18 protein-coding genes are annotated in these 16381 nt (G+C 71.9%); 9 read left to right on the forward strand and 9 right to left on the reverse strand.

Annotated features, from left to right (window positions below; genetic code table 11):
* Positions 1-23: 23 nt before the first annotated feature.
* Genes KLO01_RS12540 through glgC form a run of 4 tightly spaced genes read right to left on the reverse strand, consistent with a single transcriptional unit; the run spans position 24 to position 4220 of the window.
* Positions 24-881, reverse strand: coding sequence for a cyanophycinase (locus tag KLO01_RS12540; RefSeq protein ID WP_147065630.1), 858 nt, complete (start codon positions 879-881; stop codon positions 24-26).
* Positions 882-900: 19 nt separating this feature from the next.
* Positions 901-2145, reverse strand: coding sequence for a phosphoserine phosphatase SerB (serB, locus tag KLO01_RS12545; RefSeq protein WP_246136193.1), 1245 nt, complete (start codon positions 2143-2145; stop codon positions 901-903).
* A gap of 9 nt (positions 2146-2154) precedes the next feature.
* On the reverse strand, positions 2155-2970 hold the full coding sequence (locus tag KLO01_RS12550; RefSeq protein WP_147065633.1) for an LLM class F420-dependent oxidoreductase: 816 nt from the start codon (positions 2968-2970) through the stop codon (positions 2155-2157).
* Positions 2967-4220, reverse strand: a complete 1254-nt coding sequence (glgC, locus tag KLO01_RS12555) for a glucose-1-phosphate adenylyltransferase (protein WP_147065634.1) — start codon at positions 4218-4220, stop codon at positions 2967-2969. The genes KLO01_RS12550 and glgC overlap by 4 nt, the downstream gene beginning before the upstream one ends.
* 78 nt (positions 4221-4298) lie before the next feature.
* On the opposite strand from glgC, the gene glgA reads away from it, so the two are divergent.
* Positions 4299-5489 carry a glycogen synthase gene (glgA, locus tag KLO01_RS12560; protein WP_147065636.1) on the forward strand — a complete coding sequence of 397 codons (1191 nt, stop codon included), beginning with the start codon at positions 4299-4301 and terminating at the stop codon, positions 5487-5489.
* Here the strand turns inward: glgA and KLO01_RS12565 are convergent.
* The gene (locus tag KLO01_RS12565) at positions 5468-6232 is read right to left on the reverse strand and encodes an Rv1486c family protein (protein ID WP_147065638.1); all 765 of its coding nucleotides are present in this window, start codon (positions 6230-6232) and stop codon (positions 5468-5470) included. The two genes, glgA and KLO01_RS12565, sit on opposite strands and share 22 nt — an antisense overlap.
* 42 nt (positions 6233-6274) lie before the next feature.
* Between KLO01_RS12565 and KLO01_RS12570 the strand changes: the two genes are divergently transcribed.
* The 6 genes from KLO01_RS12570 to KLO01_RS12595 all read left to right on the forward strand — a co-directional run bounded on the left by KLO01_RS12570 (position 6275) and on the right by KLO01_RS12595 (position 11109).
* Positions 6275-7057, forward strand: coding sequence for an ABC transporter ATP-binding protein (locus tag KLO01_RS12570; protein ID WP_147065640.1), 783 nt, complete (start codon positions 6275-6277; stop codon positions 7055-7057).
* A gap of 74 nt (positions 7058-7131) precedes the next feature.
* Positions 7132-7584, forward strand: a complete 453-nt coding sequence (locus tag KLO01_RS12575; protein ID WP_147065641.1) for an NfeD family protein — start codon at positions 7132-7134, stop codon at positions 7582-7584.
* A 15-nt stretch (positions 7585-7599) separates the two neighbouring features.
* Entirely contained in the window at positions 7600-8781 is a 1182-nt protein-coding gene (locus tag KLO01_RS12580) for an SPFH domain-containing protein (protein WP_147065643.1), read from the forward strand.
* Position 8782: 1 nt separating this feature from the next.
* Entirely contained in the window at positions 8783-9571 is a 789-nt protein-coding gene (locus KLO01_RS12585) for a sulfite exporter TauE/SafE family protein (protein WP_147065645.1), read from the forward strand.
* Positions 9568-10290 carry a TSUP family transporter gene (locus KLO01_RS12590; protein ID WP_147065647.1) on the forward strand — a complete coding sequence of 241 codons (723 nt, stop codon included), beginning with the start codon at positions 9568-9570 and terminating at the stop codon, positions 10288-10290. The genes KLO01_RS12585 and KLO01_RS12590 overlap by 4 nt, the downstream gene beginning before the upstream one ends.
* Positions 10291-10299: 9 nt before the next feature.
* The gene (locus KLO01_RS12595) at positions 10300-11109 is read left to right on the forward strand and encodes a TrmH family RNA methyltransferase (protein WP_147065649.1); all 810 of its coding nucleotides are present in this window, start codon (positions 10300-10302) and stop codon (positions 11107-11109) included.
* A gap of 9 nt (positions 11110-11118) precedes the next feature.
* Here KLO01_RS12595 and KLO01_RS12600 read toward each other — a convergent pair whose 3' ends face one another.
* The 3 genes from KLO01_RS12600 to KLO01_RS12610 are packed head-to-tail and all read right to left on the reverse strand — an operon-like array spanning position 11119 to position 12757.
* On the reverse strand, positions 11119-11601 hold the full coding sequence (locus KLO01_RS12600; RefSeq protein ID WP_147065651.1) for an NUDIX hydrolase: 483 nt from the start codon (positions 11599-11601) through the stop codon (positions 11119-11121).
* Between the two features lie 14 nt (positions 11602-11615).
* Complete coding sequence (locus tag KLO01_RS12605) at positions 11616-11996, reverse strand: DUF3037 domain-containing protein (protein ID WP_186828039.1); 381 nt, start codon at positions 11994-11996, stop codon at positions 11616-11618.
* The gene (locus KLO01_RS12610) at positions 11993-12757 is read right to left on the reverse strand and encodes a HipA family kinase (RefSeq protein ID WP_147065655.1); all 765 of its coding nucleotides are present in this window, start codon (positions 12755-12757) and stop codon (positions 11993-11995) included. The genes KLO01_RS12605 and KLO01_RS12610 overlap by 4 nt, the downstream gene beginning before the upstream one ends.
* Positions 12758-12814: 57 nt before the next feature.
* Here KLO01_RS12610 and KLO01_RS12615 point away from each other — a divergent pair, with 57 nt between their 5' ends.
* Positions 12815-14332 (forward strand): protein kinase domain-containing protein, encoded by a 1518-nt coding sequence (locus tag KLO01_RS12615; RefSeq protein WP_147065657.1) that lies wholly within the window; start codon positions 12815-12817, stop codon positions 14330-14332.
* 28 nt (positions 14333-14360) lie between these two features.
* Complete coding sequence (locus KLO01_RS12620) at positions 14361-15266, forward strand: bile acid:sodium symporter family protein (RefSeq protein WP_147065659.1); 906 nt, start codon at positions 14361-14363, stop codon at positions 15264-15266.
* An 85-nt stretch (positions 15267-15351) separates the two neighbouring features.
* Here the strand turns inward: KLO01_RS12620 and KLO01_RS12625 are convergent, their stop codons facing one another.
* Positions 15352-16329, reverse strand: coding sequence for a hypothetical protein (locus tag KLO01_RS12625; protein WP_147065661.1), 978 nt, complete (start codon positions 16327-16329; stop codon positions 15352-15354).
* Between the last annotated feature and the right edge of the window lie 52 nt (positions 16330-16381).

A 16381-nucleotide genomic window follows, 5' to 3' on the forward strand; every position in this document is an offset into this window, starting at 1 on the left:
TGTGGTGGTGGGGCTTCAGGGGGTCAGTGCGTCGAGCCGGCGAGCGTGGCGCCGACGTCGGGGTGCTGCTCGACGAACTCGACGAGCGAGGCCGTGGCCAGGTCGAAGGTGGCCCCCGCGGGAAGCGTGTGGATGACGGCCCCCGACACGAGGAGCGGAGCGCCCCGTCGCGCGTCCGGTGCATCGGTCGTGACGTCCCGGCAGTCGATGACGGTGACACCCCCGCGACCGTGCACCGTGAAACGGGCGTCACCGGTGACCTCGATGGCGGTGTCCTCGTCGATGCCGATGCCGAGCAGGCTCGGGGAGGACGCGACGACGGACATGAGCCGACCGTAGCGTGAGCGCTGGGCGAAGTGCTGGTCGACGATGACGCCCTTGAGCAGCCCCAGGCCTGCGCTGATCTGGCTGGCCCGCTGCACGGGCGTGATCCCCTCGTCGCCCATCGAGATCATGAACTCGCTCATGATCGAGGCGCCGGCCGAGGTGCCCGCGACGACGGCCCCGCGGGCGTGCGCGCGGTGCAGGGCGTCGCCGAGGGGCGTGCCGGGGATGTACTGGGAGAGCCGGAGCTGGGACCCGCCGCTCATGAAGATGCCGGTGGCGTCGTCGATGAGGGCGACCGCGGCCTCGTCCTGGGCCTCACGCCGCGACTGCGGGTTGACCACGCCGACGCTCTCGACCCCGAAGCGGTTGAACACCTCGGTGTAGGAGGAGACGACCTCGTCCTGGAAGGAGGACGCGGTGGGGATGACGACGAGACGGGCCTTGCGGCCGCCGGTGATGCGCACGAAGCGGCGCAGCAGGGACGCCCGGCCGACCCGGTCCTCGGCGCCGCCGATGATGAACAGCGTCTGGGTCGTGGACGGGTAACGGGGCATTGGGCCAGCCTACGAGGTGTCAGCCGTGGTCAACGGCAGGCGCGGGCGTCGGGGTGCCATCGGCGTCGTCGGCCTCCTCGATCTCCTCGCGGGTGATGCCGAGGAGGTGGAGGACCGCGTCGAGGTAGGGCACGTTGACCGCGGTGTCGGCCTGCTCGCGCACCACCGGCTTGGCGTTGAAGGCGATGCCGAGCCCGGCCGTCGCGAGCATGTCGAGGTCGTTGGCGCCGTCGCCGATCGCGACCGTGCGCGCGAGGGGGAGACCCGCGGCGGCCGCGAACTCCCGCAGCGCGGTGGCCTTGCCCTGGCGGTCGACCACGTCGCCGAGCACCCGACCGGTGAGGACGCCTTCGACGATCTCGAGCCGGTTGGCCCGAGCGTGGTCGATGGCGAGCTCGTCGGCGATGGGCTGGACGATCTCGATGAAGCCACCCGAGACCAGCGCCACGGTGAACCCGAGACGCTTGAGGGTCCGCACGAGGGTGCGGGCGCCCGGCGTGAGCCGCACGGCCCGACGCACCTCGTCGAGGACTCCGGCGTCGAGGCCCGCGAGGGTCGCCACCCGGGCGTGCAGGCTCTCGGCGAAGTCGAGCTCACCGGCCATCGCGCGCTCGGTGACCGCCGCCACCTCGCTCTCGCGTCCGGCATGGCGCGCCAGCAGCTCGATGACCTCGTCCTGGATGAGGGTGGAGTCGACGTCCATGACGACGAGGCGCCGACCGCGGCGGGCCAGACCGGGAGGGGACACCGCGATGTCGACCTGCTGCTGCGAGGCGACGAGGGACAGCTCGCGTCGCAGCGAGGGGAGGTCGGCCCCGCTGACGTCGAGCTCGAGGGTCGTCACGGGATAGCGCGACAGTCGCCGGATGCGGTCGATGTTGGCCCCGTGGGCGGCGACGGACCGCGAGACGGAGGCGACCGCCGTCGCACGCAGCGGGGCGCCGAGGACGACCACCGCGGCCCGCCCGGTGCGGCGGCTCCGGTTGTCGCCACGCCCCTCGACGACGCTCACCACGAGGTCGAGGCGCTCCCCGACGCCCTCGACGACGTCGCGCAGGTCGCTGATGTAGCCGCCGGGCGCGAGCAGGACCGCCAGGGTGAGCTGACCGCGGACGACCACCTGCTCGAGGTCGAGCACGACGGAGCCGGTGGGCGCGACGGCGTCGAAGAGCGCGCTCGTCACGCCGGGCCGGTCCTCACCCGTGAGGGTGACGAGCAGGTTGGGGGTGTCGGTGGTCAATGGCAGCGCGGGCTCGGGGGTCACGCGCACAGGCTAGGAGTTCACCGCGTCCCGCCACGAGAGCAGGTCACGGACCGGACCGAGGTCGGCATAGGGACCGCTCAGGCCGAGGGTGAACAGCCGGGTCCCCACGGCATACAGCGCGTCGGCGTTCGAGGCGTAGTCCGGCACGTCCTCGGGGAAGCGGCCCGGCCGCATGGCCACACCGGCGGAGCGTTCGATGGTCGCGGGGTCGCGCCCGACCTTCGCACACCACTCGTCGAGCACCTCGTGCTTGTGGGCGATCGTCTCGGCGCCGCCGAAGCCGTGCCAGATGTCGGCCTGCTCGGCGACGATGCGCAGGGTCTTGCGCTCACCACCACCGCCGACGAGGACGGGGATCGAGCGGGTGGGCGAGGGGTTGAGCCGGCTCCAGCGCTCCTTGATCCGGGGCAGGTCGCGGTCGAGGGCGTCGAGGCGCGTGCCGGCACGGCCGAACTCGTAGCCGTACTCGTCGTAGTCGCGCTCGAACCAGCCGGAGCCGATCCCGAGGATGAGCCGTCCCTCGCCACCGCGGGCGGAGATGTGGTCGACCGTCCGCCCCATGTCGGCGAGGAGGTCGGGGTTGCGGTAGGAGTTGCACGTGACGAGGGCGCCGATCTCGACGCGCTCGGTCGCCTCGGCCCAGGCCGCGAGCATCGTCCAGCACTCGAAATGGGCGCCGTCGGGGTCACCGTTCAACGGGAAGAAGTGGTCCCAGTTGAAGAGGACGTCGACACCCATCTCCTCGAGCTGCGCGCACGTGCGCCGGATGTCGTCGTATGCCGCGTGCTGCGGCTGGAGCTGGACGCCGACTCGCGCTCGGCTCACGGCTGGATGACCGTGCCCTTGCCGACCACCGTGATGCCCGACTCGGTGACGGTGAAGCCCCGGGCCCGGTCGTGCTCGGCGTCGAACCCGATCGAGGTGTTCTCGGGCAGGTGGACGTTCTTGTCGATGATCGCGCGCCGGACCCGGCAGTTGCGGCCGATGTCGACCCCGTCGAGGATCACCGAGTCGTCGACCTCGGTGTAGCTGTGGACGCGGACGTCCGGCGAGATCACCGACGCGTTGACGCGGGCACCGCTGATGATGACGCCGGGCGAGACCATCGAGCTCAGCGCCTCGCCGAACCGGCCCGACGCCCCGTGGACGAACTTGGCCGGCGGGTAGGGGCCGTAGCTCGTGAAGAGCGGCCAGTCGTAGTTGTAGAGGCTGAAGATCGGGTGGATCGAGATGAGGTCCATGTGGGCGTCGAAGTACGAGTCGAGCGTCCCGACGTCGCGCCAGTAGCCCTGGTCGCGCTCGGTGCCACCGGGGATGACGTTCTTCTTGAAGTCGTAGGTGTATGCCGAGCCCTGCTTGACGAGCGCGGGCACGATGTCGCCGCCCATGTCGTGGGTGCTGTCCTCGTCCTCGGAGTCGCGGGTCACCGCCTCCTGGAGGACGTCGGCGTCGAAGACGTAGTTGCCCATCGACGCGAGGATCTCGCCGGGGGAGTCGGGCAGCGGGTCGGGGTCGCTGGGCTTCTCGCGGAACGCCTTGATCCGCGTGTGGTCGTCGGCCTCGACCTCGATGACGCCGAACTGGTCGGCCATGCCGATCGGCTGGCGGATCGCGGCGACGGTGACGCCCGCACCGGACTCGACGTGCTGGTCGACCATCTGCGAGAAGTCCATGCGGTAGACGTGGTCGGCGCCGACGACGACGACGATGTCGGGCCGCTCGTCGGTGATCGTGTTGAGGCTCTGGAAGATCGCGTCGGCGCTGCCCTGGTACCAGGACTTGTCGACGCGCTGCTGCGCCGGGATCGGTGCGACGTAGTTGCCGAGCATCGTCGACATGCGCCACGTCTTCGTGACGTGCCGGTCGAGGCTGTGCGACTTGTACTGCGTCAGCACGACGATCTTGAGGTAGCCGGAGTTGACGACGTTGCTCAGGGCGAAGTCGATGAGCCGGTAGATGCCGCCGAACGGCACGGCCGGCTTGGCCCGGTCGGCGGTGAGGGGCATGAGGCGCTTGCCCTCTCCACCTGCGAGAACGATGACGAGCACCTTGGGTCCACCGCTGCGGTAAGCCATGCGGCCAACCTAGTGGACCGAGCCGCCTCATGTGACGGGCATCTCACCCCGACTGCCGGTCGGCGCTAGTGTCGACCCGTGCGAGTCGACATCCTCAGCAAGGAGTACCCCCCGACGATCTACGGAGGGGCGGGGGTGCACGTCGCTGAGCTGACCCGGGCCCTGCGGGAGCGGGGAGACATCGACGTGCGCGTGCGCGCCTTCGGGCCACCTCGCGACGAGGAGGGCACGACCGGGTACCCCGACCTCGAGGCCCTCGCCGGCGCCAACCCGGCGCTCGTGACGATGGGTGTCGACCTCGCCATCGCGGCGGACTGCGGTGGCACCGACCTCGTCCACTCCCACACCTGGTACGCCAACTTCGCCGGGCACACCGCATCGCTCCTCGAGGGTGTGCCGCACGTCGTGAGCGCGCACAGCCTCGAGCCGATGCGTCCGTGGAAGGCCGAGCAGCTCGGCGGCGGCTACCGGCTGTCCTCGTGGATCGAGCGGACGGCATACGAGGGTGCGGCTGCCGTCATCGCGGTGAGCGACGGGATGCGCAAGGACGTGCTGCGCAGCTATCCGAGCATCGACCCGGGCAAGGTCAAGGTCGTCCACAACGGCATCGACAGCGAGCTCTGGCAGCGCGCCGAGGACCCCGACACGGTGCGTCGCCACGGTGTCGACCCGGACCGCCCGAGCGTGGTCTTCGTCGGACGGATCACCCGCCAGAAGGGTCTTCCGTACCTCCTGCGCGCGGCCGCCGAGCTGCCGCCGGAGGTCCAGCTCGTCCTCCTCGCGGGCGCTCCGGACACCCCCGAGATCAAGGCCGAGGTCGAGGAGCTCATCACCGGGCTGCGCGAGACTCGCGACGGCGTCGTGTGGGTCCCCGAGATGCTGCCGCGGGCCGAGGTCATCGCCATGCTCTCCGCCGCCACGGTGTTCGTGTGCCCCTCGGTCTACGAGCCGCTCGGCATCGTCAACCTCGAGGCGATGGCGTGCGACCTGCCCGTCGTCGCGACGGCCACCGGCGGCATCCCCGAGGTCGTCGTCGACGGCGAGACCGGTTGGCTGGTCCCCATCGAGCAGGTCCAGGACGGCTCGGGCACTCCGGTCGACCCCGACCGCTTCGTGGCCGACCTCGCCGGTGCCCTCAACGACGCCGTGTCCGACCCCGAGCGGGCCAGGCGGTTCGGTCAGGCCGGACGCCGGCGGGCCGTGGAGTCGTTCTCGTGGTCCCGCATCGGCGACGAGACGCTCACGGTCTACCGCGACGTCCTGGGGTGAGCCACCGCCGCGACACCGGCGTTCGTCGCGTCCGCGAGGGCGCGCTCGGCGACCCGCCGGAGGTCGCGCAGCAGCTCCAGGCGTCGCTGCTGGGTCCACCCGTCGGGCCCGTCCTGCGGACCGTCGATTCCGGCCGCGGCCGCGGCGCTGATCGCCGCGGCGAACGTCAGGGCACGCAGGGACTGTCCCGGCAGGTCGTCCGGCAGCGCCCACTGGCCGGCGCGCGGCGCGGACTCGCGCGCCGACGCCGCGTCGAACGGCTGGCCGCCGAGCGCGTCGAGCTGCTCGGTGACCTCGAGGACCTTGGCGGTGAGCGCGCGGGTCGTCTCGCGGGGGTCGAGTGCCTCGACGCGGTGGGTCGGGACCGGCTCGCAGTCGTATGCCGTCCAGTCCAGTCGCGTGCCCGCGTCGGCACCAGTGGCCCCGGGAGCGCCGAACGTCGACCACGAGGGGACGAGCAGCGCGCCCAGACCCGGTGCGACGAGGCACTCCTCGGCCTCGACGGCCGCGTCGAGGGCTTCGGGTCCGCACCGGGGCAGGCTCGTCGGGTCGCCACTCGAGGGCAGTGCGACGAGGACGGTGCGCTCACCGAGGTCGTGCCAGAGGTCGAGGGCCCGCACTCCCGGGCCCACGGCGTCGACGTCGGGGAGGGCGGAGTCGACCGCTGACTCCAGGGACTCCCCTCCGCGCCAGGCGGAGGTGACCCAGAGAGCGATCCGGACGGATGCGGGCAGCTCGGGCATGCCGTCATCGTAGGCAGGAGGCGTTCAACTAGGGTTCGCGTCATGAGTGACGTTCTGGCGCTGGCGGGGGTGGGCGTCGTCCGTGGCGACTCGACACTCCTCGACGACGTCGACTGGGAGGTCGAGGAGGGGCAACGCTGGGTCGTCCTCGGGCCCAACGGAGCGGGCAAGACCACGCTGCTCCAGCTGGCCTCGGGTCGCATGCATCCCACGCGCGGAGTCGTCGGCATCCTCGGCGAGGTCCTCGGCGCCGTCGACGTCTTCGAGCTCCGACCGCGCATCGGTCTGGCCTCGGCCTCGCTCGCCGAACGCATCCCCGGGGGTGAGCGGGTCGGCGACGTCGTCGTCACCGCCTCCTACGGCGTGGTCGGCCGCTGGCGCGAGAGCTACGACTCCCTCGACCACGCCCGCGCCGCCGAGCTGCTCGTCGCCCTGGGCGCGGACCACCTCGTCGACCGGACCTTCGGGACGCTGTCCGAGGGGGAGCGCAAGCGCGTCCAGATCGCCAGGGCCCTCATGACCGATCCCGAGCTCATGCTGCTGGACGAGCCCGCCGCGGGGCTCGACCTCGGAGGACGCGAGGACCTCGTCGCCCGGCTCGGTGAGATTGCCGGCGACGTCATGGCTCCCGCGCTCGTCCTCGTGACGCACCACGTCGAGGAGATCCCGCCGAACTTCACGGACGTGCTGCTGCTGCGCGACGGCAGGGTCGTGGCCCAGGGCCCGATCGAGATCACCCTGACGGCGGCGAACCTCAGCGAGACCTTCGGGGTCCCGCTCCAGCTCGAGCAGCGGGGGTCTCGCTACATCGCATGGTCCGGGTGACGGGCACGTCGCACGGCATGACATCGTTGTTCCGACACACCCGTCATCGCTGACGGGGACGAAAGGGGAGTGTCATGGAGTGGTTGACCGACAACCCGTGGGTGGCATGGGTGGGGGTGGCCCTGATCCTGGCCGCCATCGAGGCCGCCACCGTGGACTTCGTCTTCGTCATGTTCGCCGGGGGTGCGCTGGCCGGTGCGCTGGCTGCCGCCGTCGGAGGCAACATCGCCGTCCAGGTGATCGTCGCGATCCTCGTCGCAGGGCTGCTGCTCTTCGTCGTGCGCCCGATCGTCAAGCGCAAGTTCACCGACGGTGAGCACGACCACCACATCGGGGCGTCCAGCCTCGTGGGGCGCGAGGCGCGCGTGCTCCAGACCGTCACGGACACCGACGGGCGCATCAAGCTCGCGGGGGAGACGTGGTCCGCTCGCGTGGCAGAGGGCACCGAGCCCCTGCGACCGGGTGACGACGTCCGAGTCATCGCCATCCACGGTGCGACGGCCATCGTCGCCGCCGACCGTCACTGATCTCAGGGAGTTCCCATGATCGAGCTCGTCATCCTCGGGCTGCTGCTGCTCTTCGCCGTCATCGTGCTCATGCGCACGGTGCGGATCGTCCCGCAGCAGACCGCGCTCATCATCGAGCGGCTCGGCCGCTACCACAGCACCCTCGAAGGCGGCATCCACTTCCTCGTGCCGTTCGTCGACAAGGTGCGGGCCAACATCGACCTGCGCGAGCAGGTCGTCTCCTTCCCGCCCCAGCCGGTGATCACGAGCGACAACCTCGTCGTCAACATCGACACCGTCATCTACTACTCGGTGATCGACGCCAAGTCCGCGGTCTACGAGATCGCGAACTTCATCCAGGGCATCGAGCAGCTCACCGTCACCACCTTGCGCAACGTCATCGGCTCGCTCGACCTCGAGCAGACGCTGACCAGCCGCGACCAGATCAACGCCCAGCTCCGTGGCGTCCTCGACGAGGCCACCGGCAAGTGGGGCATCCGCGTCAACCGCGTCGAGCTCAAGGCGATCGACCCGCCCATGTCGATCCAGGAGTCGATGGAGAAGCAGATGAAGGCCGAGCGTGAGCGCCGCGCCATCATCCTCACGGCCGAGGGCTCGAAGCAGTCCAACATCCTCACCGCCGAGGGTGAGAAGCAGAGCCAGATCCTGCGGGCCGAGGGCTCCGCGCAGGCGCGCGTCCTCGAGGCGCAGGGCCAGGCCCGCGCCATCCAGCAGGTGTTCGACGCGATCCACCGCGGCAAGCCGACCCAGAAGCTCCTCGCCTACCAGTACCTCCAGGTCCTCCCGCAGATCGCCCGTGGTGACTCCAACAAGATGTGGATCATCCCGAGCGAGCTCACCGACGCCCTCAAGGGCATCGGTGGCGCCCTCGGACGGGGCGACGGTGGCGGCGGCTTCGACGACGGTGACACCGAGGAGGACTGGCAGCCGTCCGAGGACCTGTCGACGCCGTTCGACGACACGGTCCTCGCCGACCCTGCCCAGGCCCTGGCCGAGGCTCGTGGCCAGGCCGGTGACGCCTCCCGTGAGGCCGCGGACCACGCGACGCCCCCGGCTCGGCAGCAGCCGCCGCTGACGCCCCCGGCCGACGCGGTTCCCCCGCGGATGCCGCAGGCCGACCCGGTGCCGCCGGTCGATCCCACGCCTCCGGTCGACCCCGCAGCACCGACGGACCCCGCCCCGCCGCGCGAGAGCTGAGGTGGGCCTCGGCGAGGCCGCGCTCATCCTCGTCGCCGGCGTCGTCGCCGGCACGATCAACACGGTCGTCGGGTCCGGCACGCTCGTGACCTTCCCGACGCTGCTGTTCTTCGGGTTCGCACCCGTGACGGCCAACGTCTCCAACACCGTCGGGCTCGTCGCCGGTGGCCTCACGGGTTCGTGGGGCTACCGGCACGAGCTCGGCGGGATGCGGGGCACCCTGCTCCGCTGGGCGCCGATGTCGCTCCTCGGCGGTGTCGTCGGTGCCCTGCTCCTGCTCGTGCTCGACCCCGCCGCGTTCCGCACGATCGTCCCCGTGCTCATCGCGCTCGGCGTGCTGCTCGTGGCGTTCGGCCCGCGCATCACGGCGTGGAGCACGACGCGACGCGGCGACGCGCCCCCGACGGCGCTCGGCGACCACTCCCGCCGCCGCGCGCTCCTGTTGGCCTTCTGTGTCTTCGCCACCGCGGTCTACGGCGGCTACTTCGGTGCGGCCCAGGGCGTCATCCTCATGGGGATCCTCACGACGCTCACCAGCGAGTCGCTCCAGAGCCTCAACGGCATCAAGAACGTGCTCGCGACGATCGTCAACGCCGTCGCCGCGCTGACCTTCGTCGTCGTGGCGCCCGAGCAGGTCGACTGGACGGTGGCCGGGCTCATCGCGGCCGGGTCGCTGGTCGGTGGCGTCATCGGGTCGAAGGTCGGCCGGCGACTGCCGCCGAACGTCCTGCGCGCGGTGATCATCGTCATCGGCCTCGTCGCCATCGGGCGCATGGTCCTCGCTCCGTGACGCCGTGGTCGGTCGTCCTGGGCCTCGGTCTCGCGCTCTTCGTCGGGGCGCTCGTCCAGTCCACGATCGGCTTCGGCATGGCCGTCGTGGCGGTCCCGTTCGTCGTCGTCGCCGCGCCCGAGCTCATGCCGGGCTCGGTCCTCGTCACGAGCTTCACCCTGCCCGTGGTCCAGCTCGCCCTCGCGCCGCTCGACATCGCCTGGCGTGAGCTCGGCTGGGCCCTGCTCGCGCGGCTCGTGGCCACACCGCTCGGCGTCGCGGCGGTGGTCCTGCTCTCCACCCGCGTCATCTCCGTGGCGGTCGCGATGCTCATCCTCGTCACCGTCGCGACGTCGCTCACCACCGTCGAGGTCCGGGCCGGGGCGCGCAACGCCGCCGCAGCCGGTGCCGTTGCCGGCGTCTCGGGCACGGCCACGAGCATCGGCGGCCCGTTCTTCGCGCTGGTGCTCCAGCACGAGCGCCCCGAGCGGATGCGATCGACCCTCGCGGCGTTCTTCCTCGTCGGGGCCGTCATGGCGATCGGCTCCCTGTCGATCGCGGGGGAGTTCCCCCGCCAGCAGCTGTGGGCCGGGCTGGCCTGGCTGCCGTTCATCGCCGCCGGCTACGCCGTCGCCGCGCCCCTTCGGCGGCACCTCGACCGCGAGCTGCTGCGTCGGGTCGTCCTCGTCTTCTGCGTCCTCGCGGGTGCCAGCCTCGTCGTGCGCGCGCTCTTCTTCTAACCTCTCAGGGTGCCGACCCGGATCACCGACCCCCACGACCCACGCGTCCACGACTACGTCGGCCTCACCGACGTCGCCCTGCGGCGTCGCACCGAGCCCGAGCGCGGCCTCTACATCGCCGAGTCCGAGAAGGTCATCCGCCGAGCACTGGCCGCCGGCCACCGACCCCGCTCCTTCCTCATGGCCGAGCGCTGGCTCACCGACCTCGAGGACCTCGTCGCGCAGGCCGAGCAGGACGGCACACCGGTCCTCGTCGCGGACCACGAGGTCATCGAGGGCTTCACGGGCTTCCACCTGCACCGGGGTGCGCTCGCCTCGATGCAGCGGCCCGAGCAGCGGCCCGTCGCCGACGTCGTCGCCGATGCGCGTCGGGTCCTCGTCATCGAGGACGTCGTCGACCACACCAACGTCGGAGCCGTCTTCCGCAGCGCCGCGGCCCTCGGCATGGACGCCGTGCTCGTGACGCCGAGGTGCGCGGACCCGCTCTACCGACGCGCGATCCGGGTGTCGATGGGGACCGTGTTCCAGGTGCCCTGGACGCGCATCGACCCGTGGCCCGGTGGCATGGACCTGTTGCGGGACAGCGGGTTCACCGTCGCCGCCCTCGCCCTGTCCGACGACGCAGTCGGCCTCGACGAGCTCGCCGCCGACCCGCCGGAGCGGCTCGCGCTCGTGCTCGGGACCGAGGGCGACGGGCTCGGCCGACGCACCGTCGAGGGTGCCGATGTCGTCGTGACCATCCCGATGGCCGGGGGAGTGGACTCGCTCAACGTCGCCGCTGCCGGCGCCGTCGCGGCCTGGGCCCTGCGCGCCCGCTGACGGCTGACCTCAGGCGAAGCCGAACGACGTCGCCACGGGCAGCGAGCCCAGCGCGAGACCGCGGAGGACGACGAGCTCGTATGCCGGGACCGGCTCGGGGAGTGCCCCGAGGGGGTGCCACCCGAGGTCCGCGCACTTGTGCGGCTCACTGATCACCGGGGTGCCGGTCCACGCCCGTGACGCCCAGAACCAGTCGACGCGCTGCTCGACCGGGTCGTCGGTCCCGTCGGTGCGCTGCATCACGGTGAGCAGCTCCAGGTCCCCCTCGCGCAGGTCGACACCGAGCTCCTCGTGGGCCTCGCGCACTGCCGCCTCGACGGCGCTCTCGCCGGGCTCGACGTGCCCAGCCGCCCCCGCGACCCAGTGCCCGTCCATGTAGCCGGTGTGCGCCCGCTGCTGGAGCAGCACCTCGTCGCCACGGAGCAGGTAGACGTAGGACGCAGGGACGAGCGCGAAGGGCGCACGACGAGGCGAGGGGTGGGCCGACGGCATACGGGGGTGCTCCGTCAGCGGACGAGGCGCTCGAGGAGCGCGGCGAGCTCGGCCTCGGGGTCCTGGGCCGCGCCGCCGTGCACGCCGGAGGGCTGGATGACGGTGCTGCGGGGCGCGCTGAGCCAGCCGAACCTCTTGCCGGGGGTGGGGAGGGTGGGTCGTCCGCCGCCGCCGGTCCCGGCGCAGACGTCGTCGACGACCGAGAGCGAGGCGCGCACGGCGTCGACGTCGATGTCGGGGGCGAACGCGCGCAGCCGCTCCTCGTCGACGTGGCAGGCGGCGCGCAGGAAGCCCGCCGACTGCGAGTAGAGGACGACGCCGACGTTGAGGCACTCGCCGCGGTCGACGCGGGGGACGCAGCGCAGGACGACGTACTGGTAGGGGTGCGCGCTCATGCCGCCGCCTCCCACCAGGCGCCGGCGTTCTCGAGCCGGCGGGTGAGGTGGTCGACATAGGCGGCGCGCACCGCGGCCGCGTCGTCGAGCCCCGGCGCCTGCTCGAGCCACTCGTCGGGCACGAGAGCGACCACCTCGGTGAGGACCTCGGGAGTGAGCACCGCGGCGGCGCGGGCGTGTGCCGCGGCGAGGTCGCCCGCGACGTCGCGCAGGACGTGCTCCGAGACGTCGAACGGCTGGGCCGCGAACCGGGAGGCGTCCGCGCCCCGCCTCGGCCACGAGTGATGGAACCAGATGGCGGCGCCGTGGTCGATGGCCCAGACCTGGCGGTGCCAGACGAGGAGGTTGGGGTTGGACCAGGTGCGGTCGACGTTGGCTGTGAACGCGTCGAGCCAGACGATGTCCGCAGCCTCGTCGGCCGTCGGGGGACGGGAGCCGTCGTAGCCGAACGACCCCGGCAGGAAGTCCACGGCGAGGTTGTTGCCCGGGCTGGCGTTGAGGAGGTCCTGGACCTCCTCGTCAGCCTCGTAGCGGGCGATCGCCGTGGGCATGTCGATGACCGCCATCTGGGGGACCCGGATCCCGAGCCGTCGGGCGAGCTCGCCGACGACGACCTCGGCGACGAGGACCTTGAGGCCCTGGCCGGCGCCGCGGAACTTCACGACGTAGGTCCCGTCGTCGGACCCCTCGACGATGCCGGGGAGGGATCCGCCCTCCCGCAGAGGGGTGACGAACCGCGTCGCGGTGATGTGGGGCAGCACGGACTCAGGCTACGGGAGGGACTAGGGTCGACGAAGCCCCCATACGCGAGGAGACGGATGAGCCAGACGCAGGGGCGGCTGCTCGGCGGCCGCTATCGACTCGGTGCCCCCCTGGGGCGAGGCGGCATGGCCGTGGTCTGGCGGGCGCAGGACGAGATGCTGGGCCGTGAGGTGGCGGTCAAGACCCTCGACCTCACGGGTCCGGACAGTGACAACGCGGGGGAGCGGTTCCGCCGTGAGGCGCGGGCGACCGCTGCCCTCAACCACCCGCACATCGTCACGGTCTACGACACGGGCGTCGAGGACCACACGGCCTACCTCGTCATGGAGCTCCTTCCGGGACCGACGCTGGCCGAGCAGGTGCGCGACACCGGACCGCTGCCGGTCGAGGACGTCCGGACCATCGGCGAGGAGGTGGCGAGCGCGCTGCAGGCCGCCCACGACGCGGGCATCGTCCACCGCGACATCAAGCCGGGCAACATCTCCTACGCGGCCGACGGCACGGCCAAGGTGCTCGACTTCGGCATCACCCAGCTCGTCGACGAGGCACTGGGCCAGCACGCCCTCACTATGACCGACACGATCGTCGGGACGGCCGAGTACCTCGCGCCGGAGCAGGCGACGGGTCAGCGGGTCGACGCCCGCGCAGACCTCTACGCGCTCGGCTGCGTCCTCACGACGCTGCTCACCGGCGCTCCACCGTTCTCGGCGACGACGCCGGTGGCGATCCTCATGAAGCACGCGCACGACGTGCCCGCCGACGTCCGCGACCTGCGCCCCGACACCCCAGCCGACCTGGCCGCCCTCGTCGCGGCCCTCCTGTCCAAGGACCCGATCCACCGCCCGCAGTCGGGCCGTGAGGTCGCGGAGCTGCTCCGGTCGCACCGGGCGCCCGCCCTCACCGAGGTGCTGCCCGCCGCACCCGCGGCCATGGCCCCGACGGCCGTGACGCCCCGCCCGGCGCCCCCCGAGGAGGTGTGGAGCGAGCCGGCACACGACGACTGGGACGAGACGCAGCGACGCGGCTCACGCGCGTGGATCTGGCTCCTCCTCCTCGCTGCGGCCCTCGCGGCGGCGGGCATCTGGTACGTCATGCAGGGCAACGACGGCGGCGGCGGTGGCACGCCGACACCCTCGTCGACGCCGTCGGTGACGCAGAGCTCCGACGTCCCGTCGAACACGCCCGAACCCACGACGGCGACACCGAACCCGACGGTCACCGTCACGCAGACCCCGACCCCGAGCCAGACCCCGTCCCAGGCGCCGTCCACGCCGGCGAAGGACGCCGGCAAGCCGGTCACCGACGCGGTGTCGGGCTTCCAGTCGAGCCTGCGCGAGGTGCGCCAGTCCGACGACATCGACGCCGACGTCGCCAAGACGATCGAGGGCAAGCTGCGCGACATCAACCAGGCGGTCAAGGACGGTGACGCCGACGCCGTGACGTCGCTCGTCGACGACATCGAGTCCGAGCTGGCCCAGGCCGCGCAGCAGGGCAACCTCTCCCAGCCGGGAGCCGCCTCGCTCGCGGACCCGTTGGGCACGCTGCGACAGGCGGCTGACGCGTACCAGCCCTGATCGTGGCTACCGGACGGTACCCTCCGGCATGGACTCCGCGCTCCTCACGGTCGGGCTGCCCGTCGCCCTTGCCGTCATCATGTTCGGTCTCGGCCTGTCGCTCACGCCCGCCGACTTCCGCAGGGTGGGGCAGACGCCCCGCGCCGTGGCGACGGCACTCGCGTGCCAGCTGCTCGTGCTGCCGCTCGTCGCCCTCGGTCTCGTCGAGCTCTTCGGGCTCCCACCGCTGCTCGCCGTGGGCTTCATGATCCTCGCGGCCTCGCCGGGCGGGACGACGGCCAACCTCTACAGCCACCTCTTCCGGGGTGACGTCGCGCTCAACATCACCCTCACGGCGATCAACTCGGTCATCGCCGTGGTCTCGCTGCCGCTCGTGACGAACTGGGCCATCGGCCACTTCGTCGACGAGGGCGACCGGATCGGGCTCCAGCTCGACAAGCTGCTCCAGGTCTTCGCGATCGTCCTCGTCCCGGTCGCCATCGGCATGGCCGTCCGGCACCGCTCACCGGCGTTCGCCGACCGGATGGACCGGCCGGTGCGCACGGCCTCGGCCGTCCTGCTGCTCCTCGTCGTCCTCGGCGCGATGTGGGGCGAGAAGGACGACATCGCCGACTACTTCGCCCAGGTGGGCCTCGTCGCGGCGCTCTTCTGCGTCCTCTCGCTGACGATCGGGTATGCCGTCCCGCGTCGCCTCGGTCTCTCCCGGCCCCAGGCGGTCGCGAGCGGGTTCGAGATCGGCATCCACAACAGCACCCTGGCCATCGCCATGGCGATCACCGTGCTCGACAACGCACAGATGTCGATCCCGGCTGCCGTCTACGGCGTGCTCATGTTCCCCATCGCCGCCGTGTTCGGTCTGCTCATCCGCAACCGCAGGGCACCGGTCGCCGACCACCCGTCGGAGGCCACGCAGGGCTCACGGCTACCCGGCTGAGCCCGCAGGGGCGCGTGCGCCACGGCATACGACGACGCCCCCACCTCACGAGGAGGTCGGGGCGTCGTCGTCCGGTTCGGAGGGGTCAGTCGCGACCCGCCCGGCGCAGGATGCGCGCCGCGAGGTCCTTGCCCTTGGCGATGCGGCTCCCACCCGCCGCGCGGGTGGCTGACATGGGCTCGAAGCTCGCCCAGTCGTTGCGGTTGCCCGCGACGCGCCAGGACACGGTCCCGCCGGGGGCGCCGCCGGAGATGGTCACGGTGCCGCCCTCGTCGACGTTCATCCAGAGGTTGGGCATCGGCTGGTTGATCGCGGTGACCGAGACGCCGCCGTTGGTGTTGCCGACGTCGGCCCAGGTCGCGCCGTTGTTCCAGGAGGGGCCGGTGAGCTCGACGGTCGTCCGGCCCTCGATGTCGAGGGTCGCGTACCCGGCGAACGAGACCTCGGGGCCGTTCGCCGAGGTGGCGCCGTAGACGAGCGACGACGCGGTGAGCACGACCTCGTGGCCCTGGACGTAGTAGGTGTCACCGATCGAGACCACGGCGGGCACGCCCATCGGCGAGAGCGCGGCGACACCGACGCCGTCGCCACCGTCGGCCCACACGCCACCACCGGCGCCGCCGCCGGTGTCCATGGTCGACAGGTTGGTCGCCTCGACGGCGTAGCGGTCGAAGTTCGCGGTGTTCGCGAGGATGCCGGTGTTCTTGCCGCCGCTGGCCGCCATCGCCGCACCCGTGCCGGGGGCGCCGGTGTTGGCGGCGGACAGGCCGTACTTGCTGCCCGACCCGGTGCCGCCGGCGAAGCCGTTGTTGTTCTGGCCGAAGAAGAAGGCCGCAGCGCCGGGGCCCGTGTTCTTGACGGTGAGGGTGATGGCCGAACCGTTGCTCACGAGCGTGGTGCCGGCGGCCCCCGCGGCGTTGGACAGGCCCTGGAGGACGGGCTGGCCGGCGGCCGCCTCGGCGCCGGTGGCTGTGACGACCGTGGCGGCGGTGGCGGCTGCCCCGACGGCGCCGACGCGCAGCGCGCTGCGGCGGTTGAGGGCAGCGTTGATCTTCGATGACATGGATGGAACCCCTTGGATGCGGACGGAGCGGCGTTGCGCCGACGGTGCAGTA

The sequence above is a fragment of the Knoellia locipacati genome, from assembly GCF_007992835.1.
Lineage (GTDB): Bacteria > Actinomycetota > Actinomycetes > Actinomycetales > Dermatophilaceae > Knoellia > Knoellia locipacati.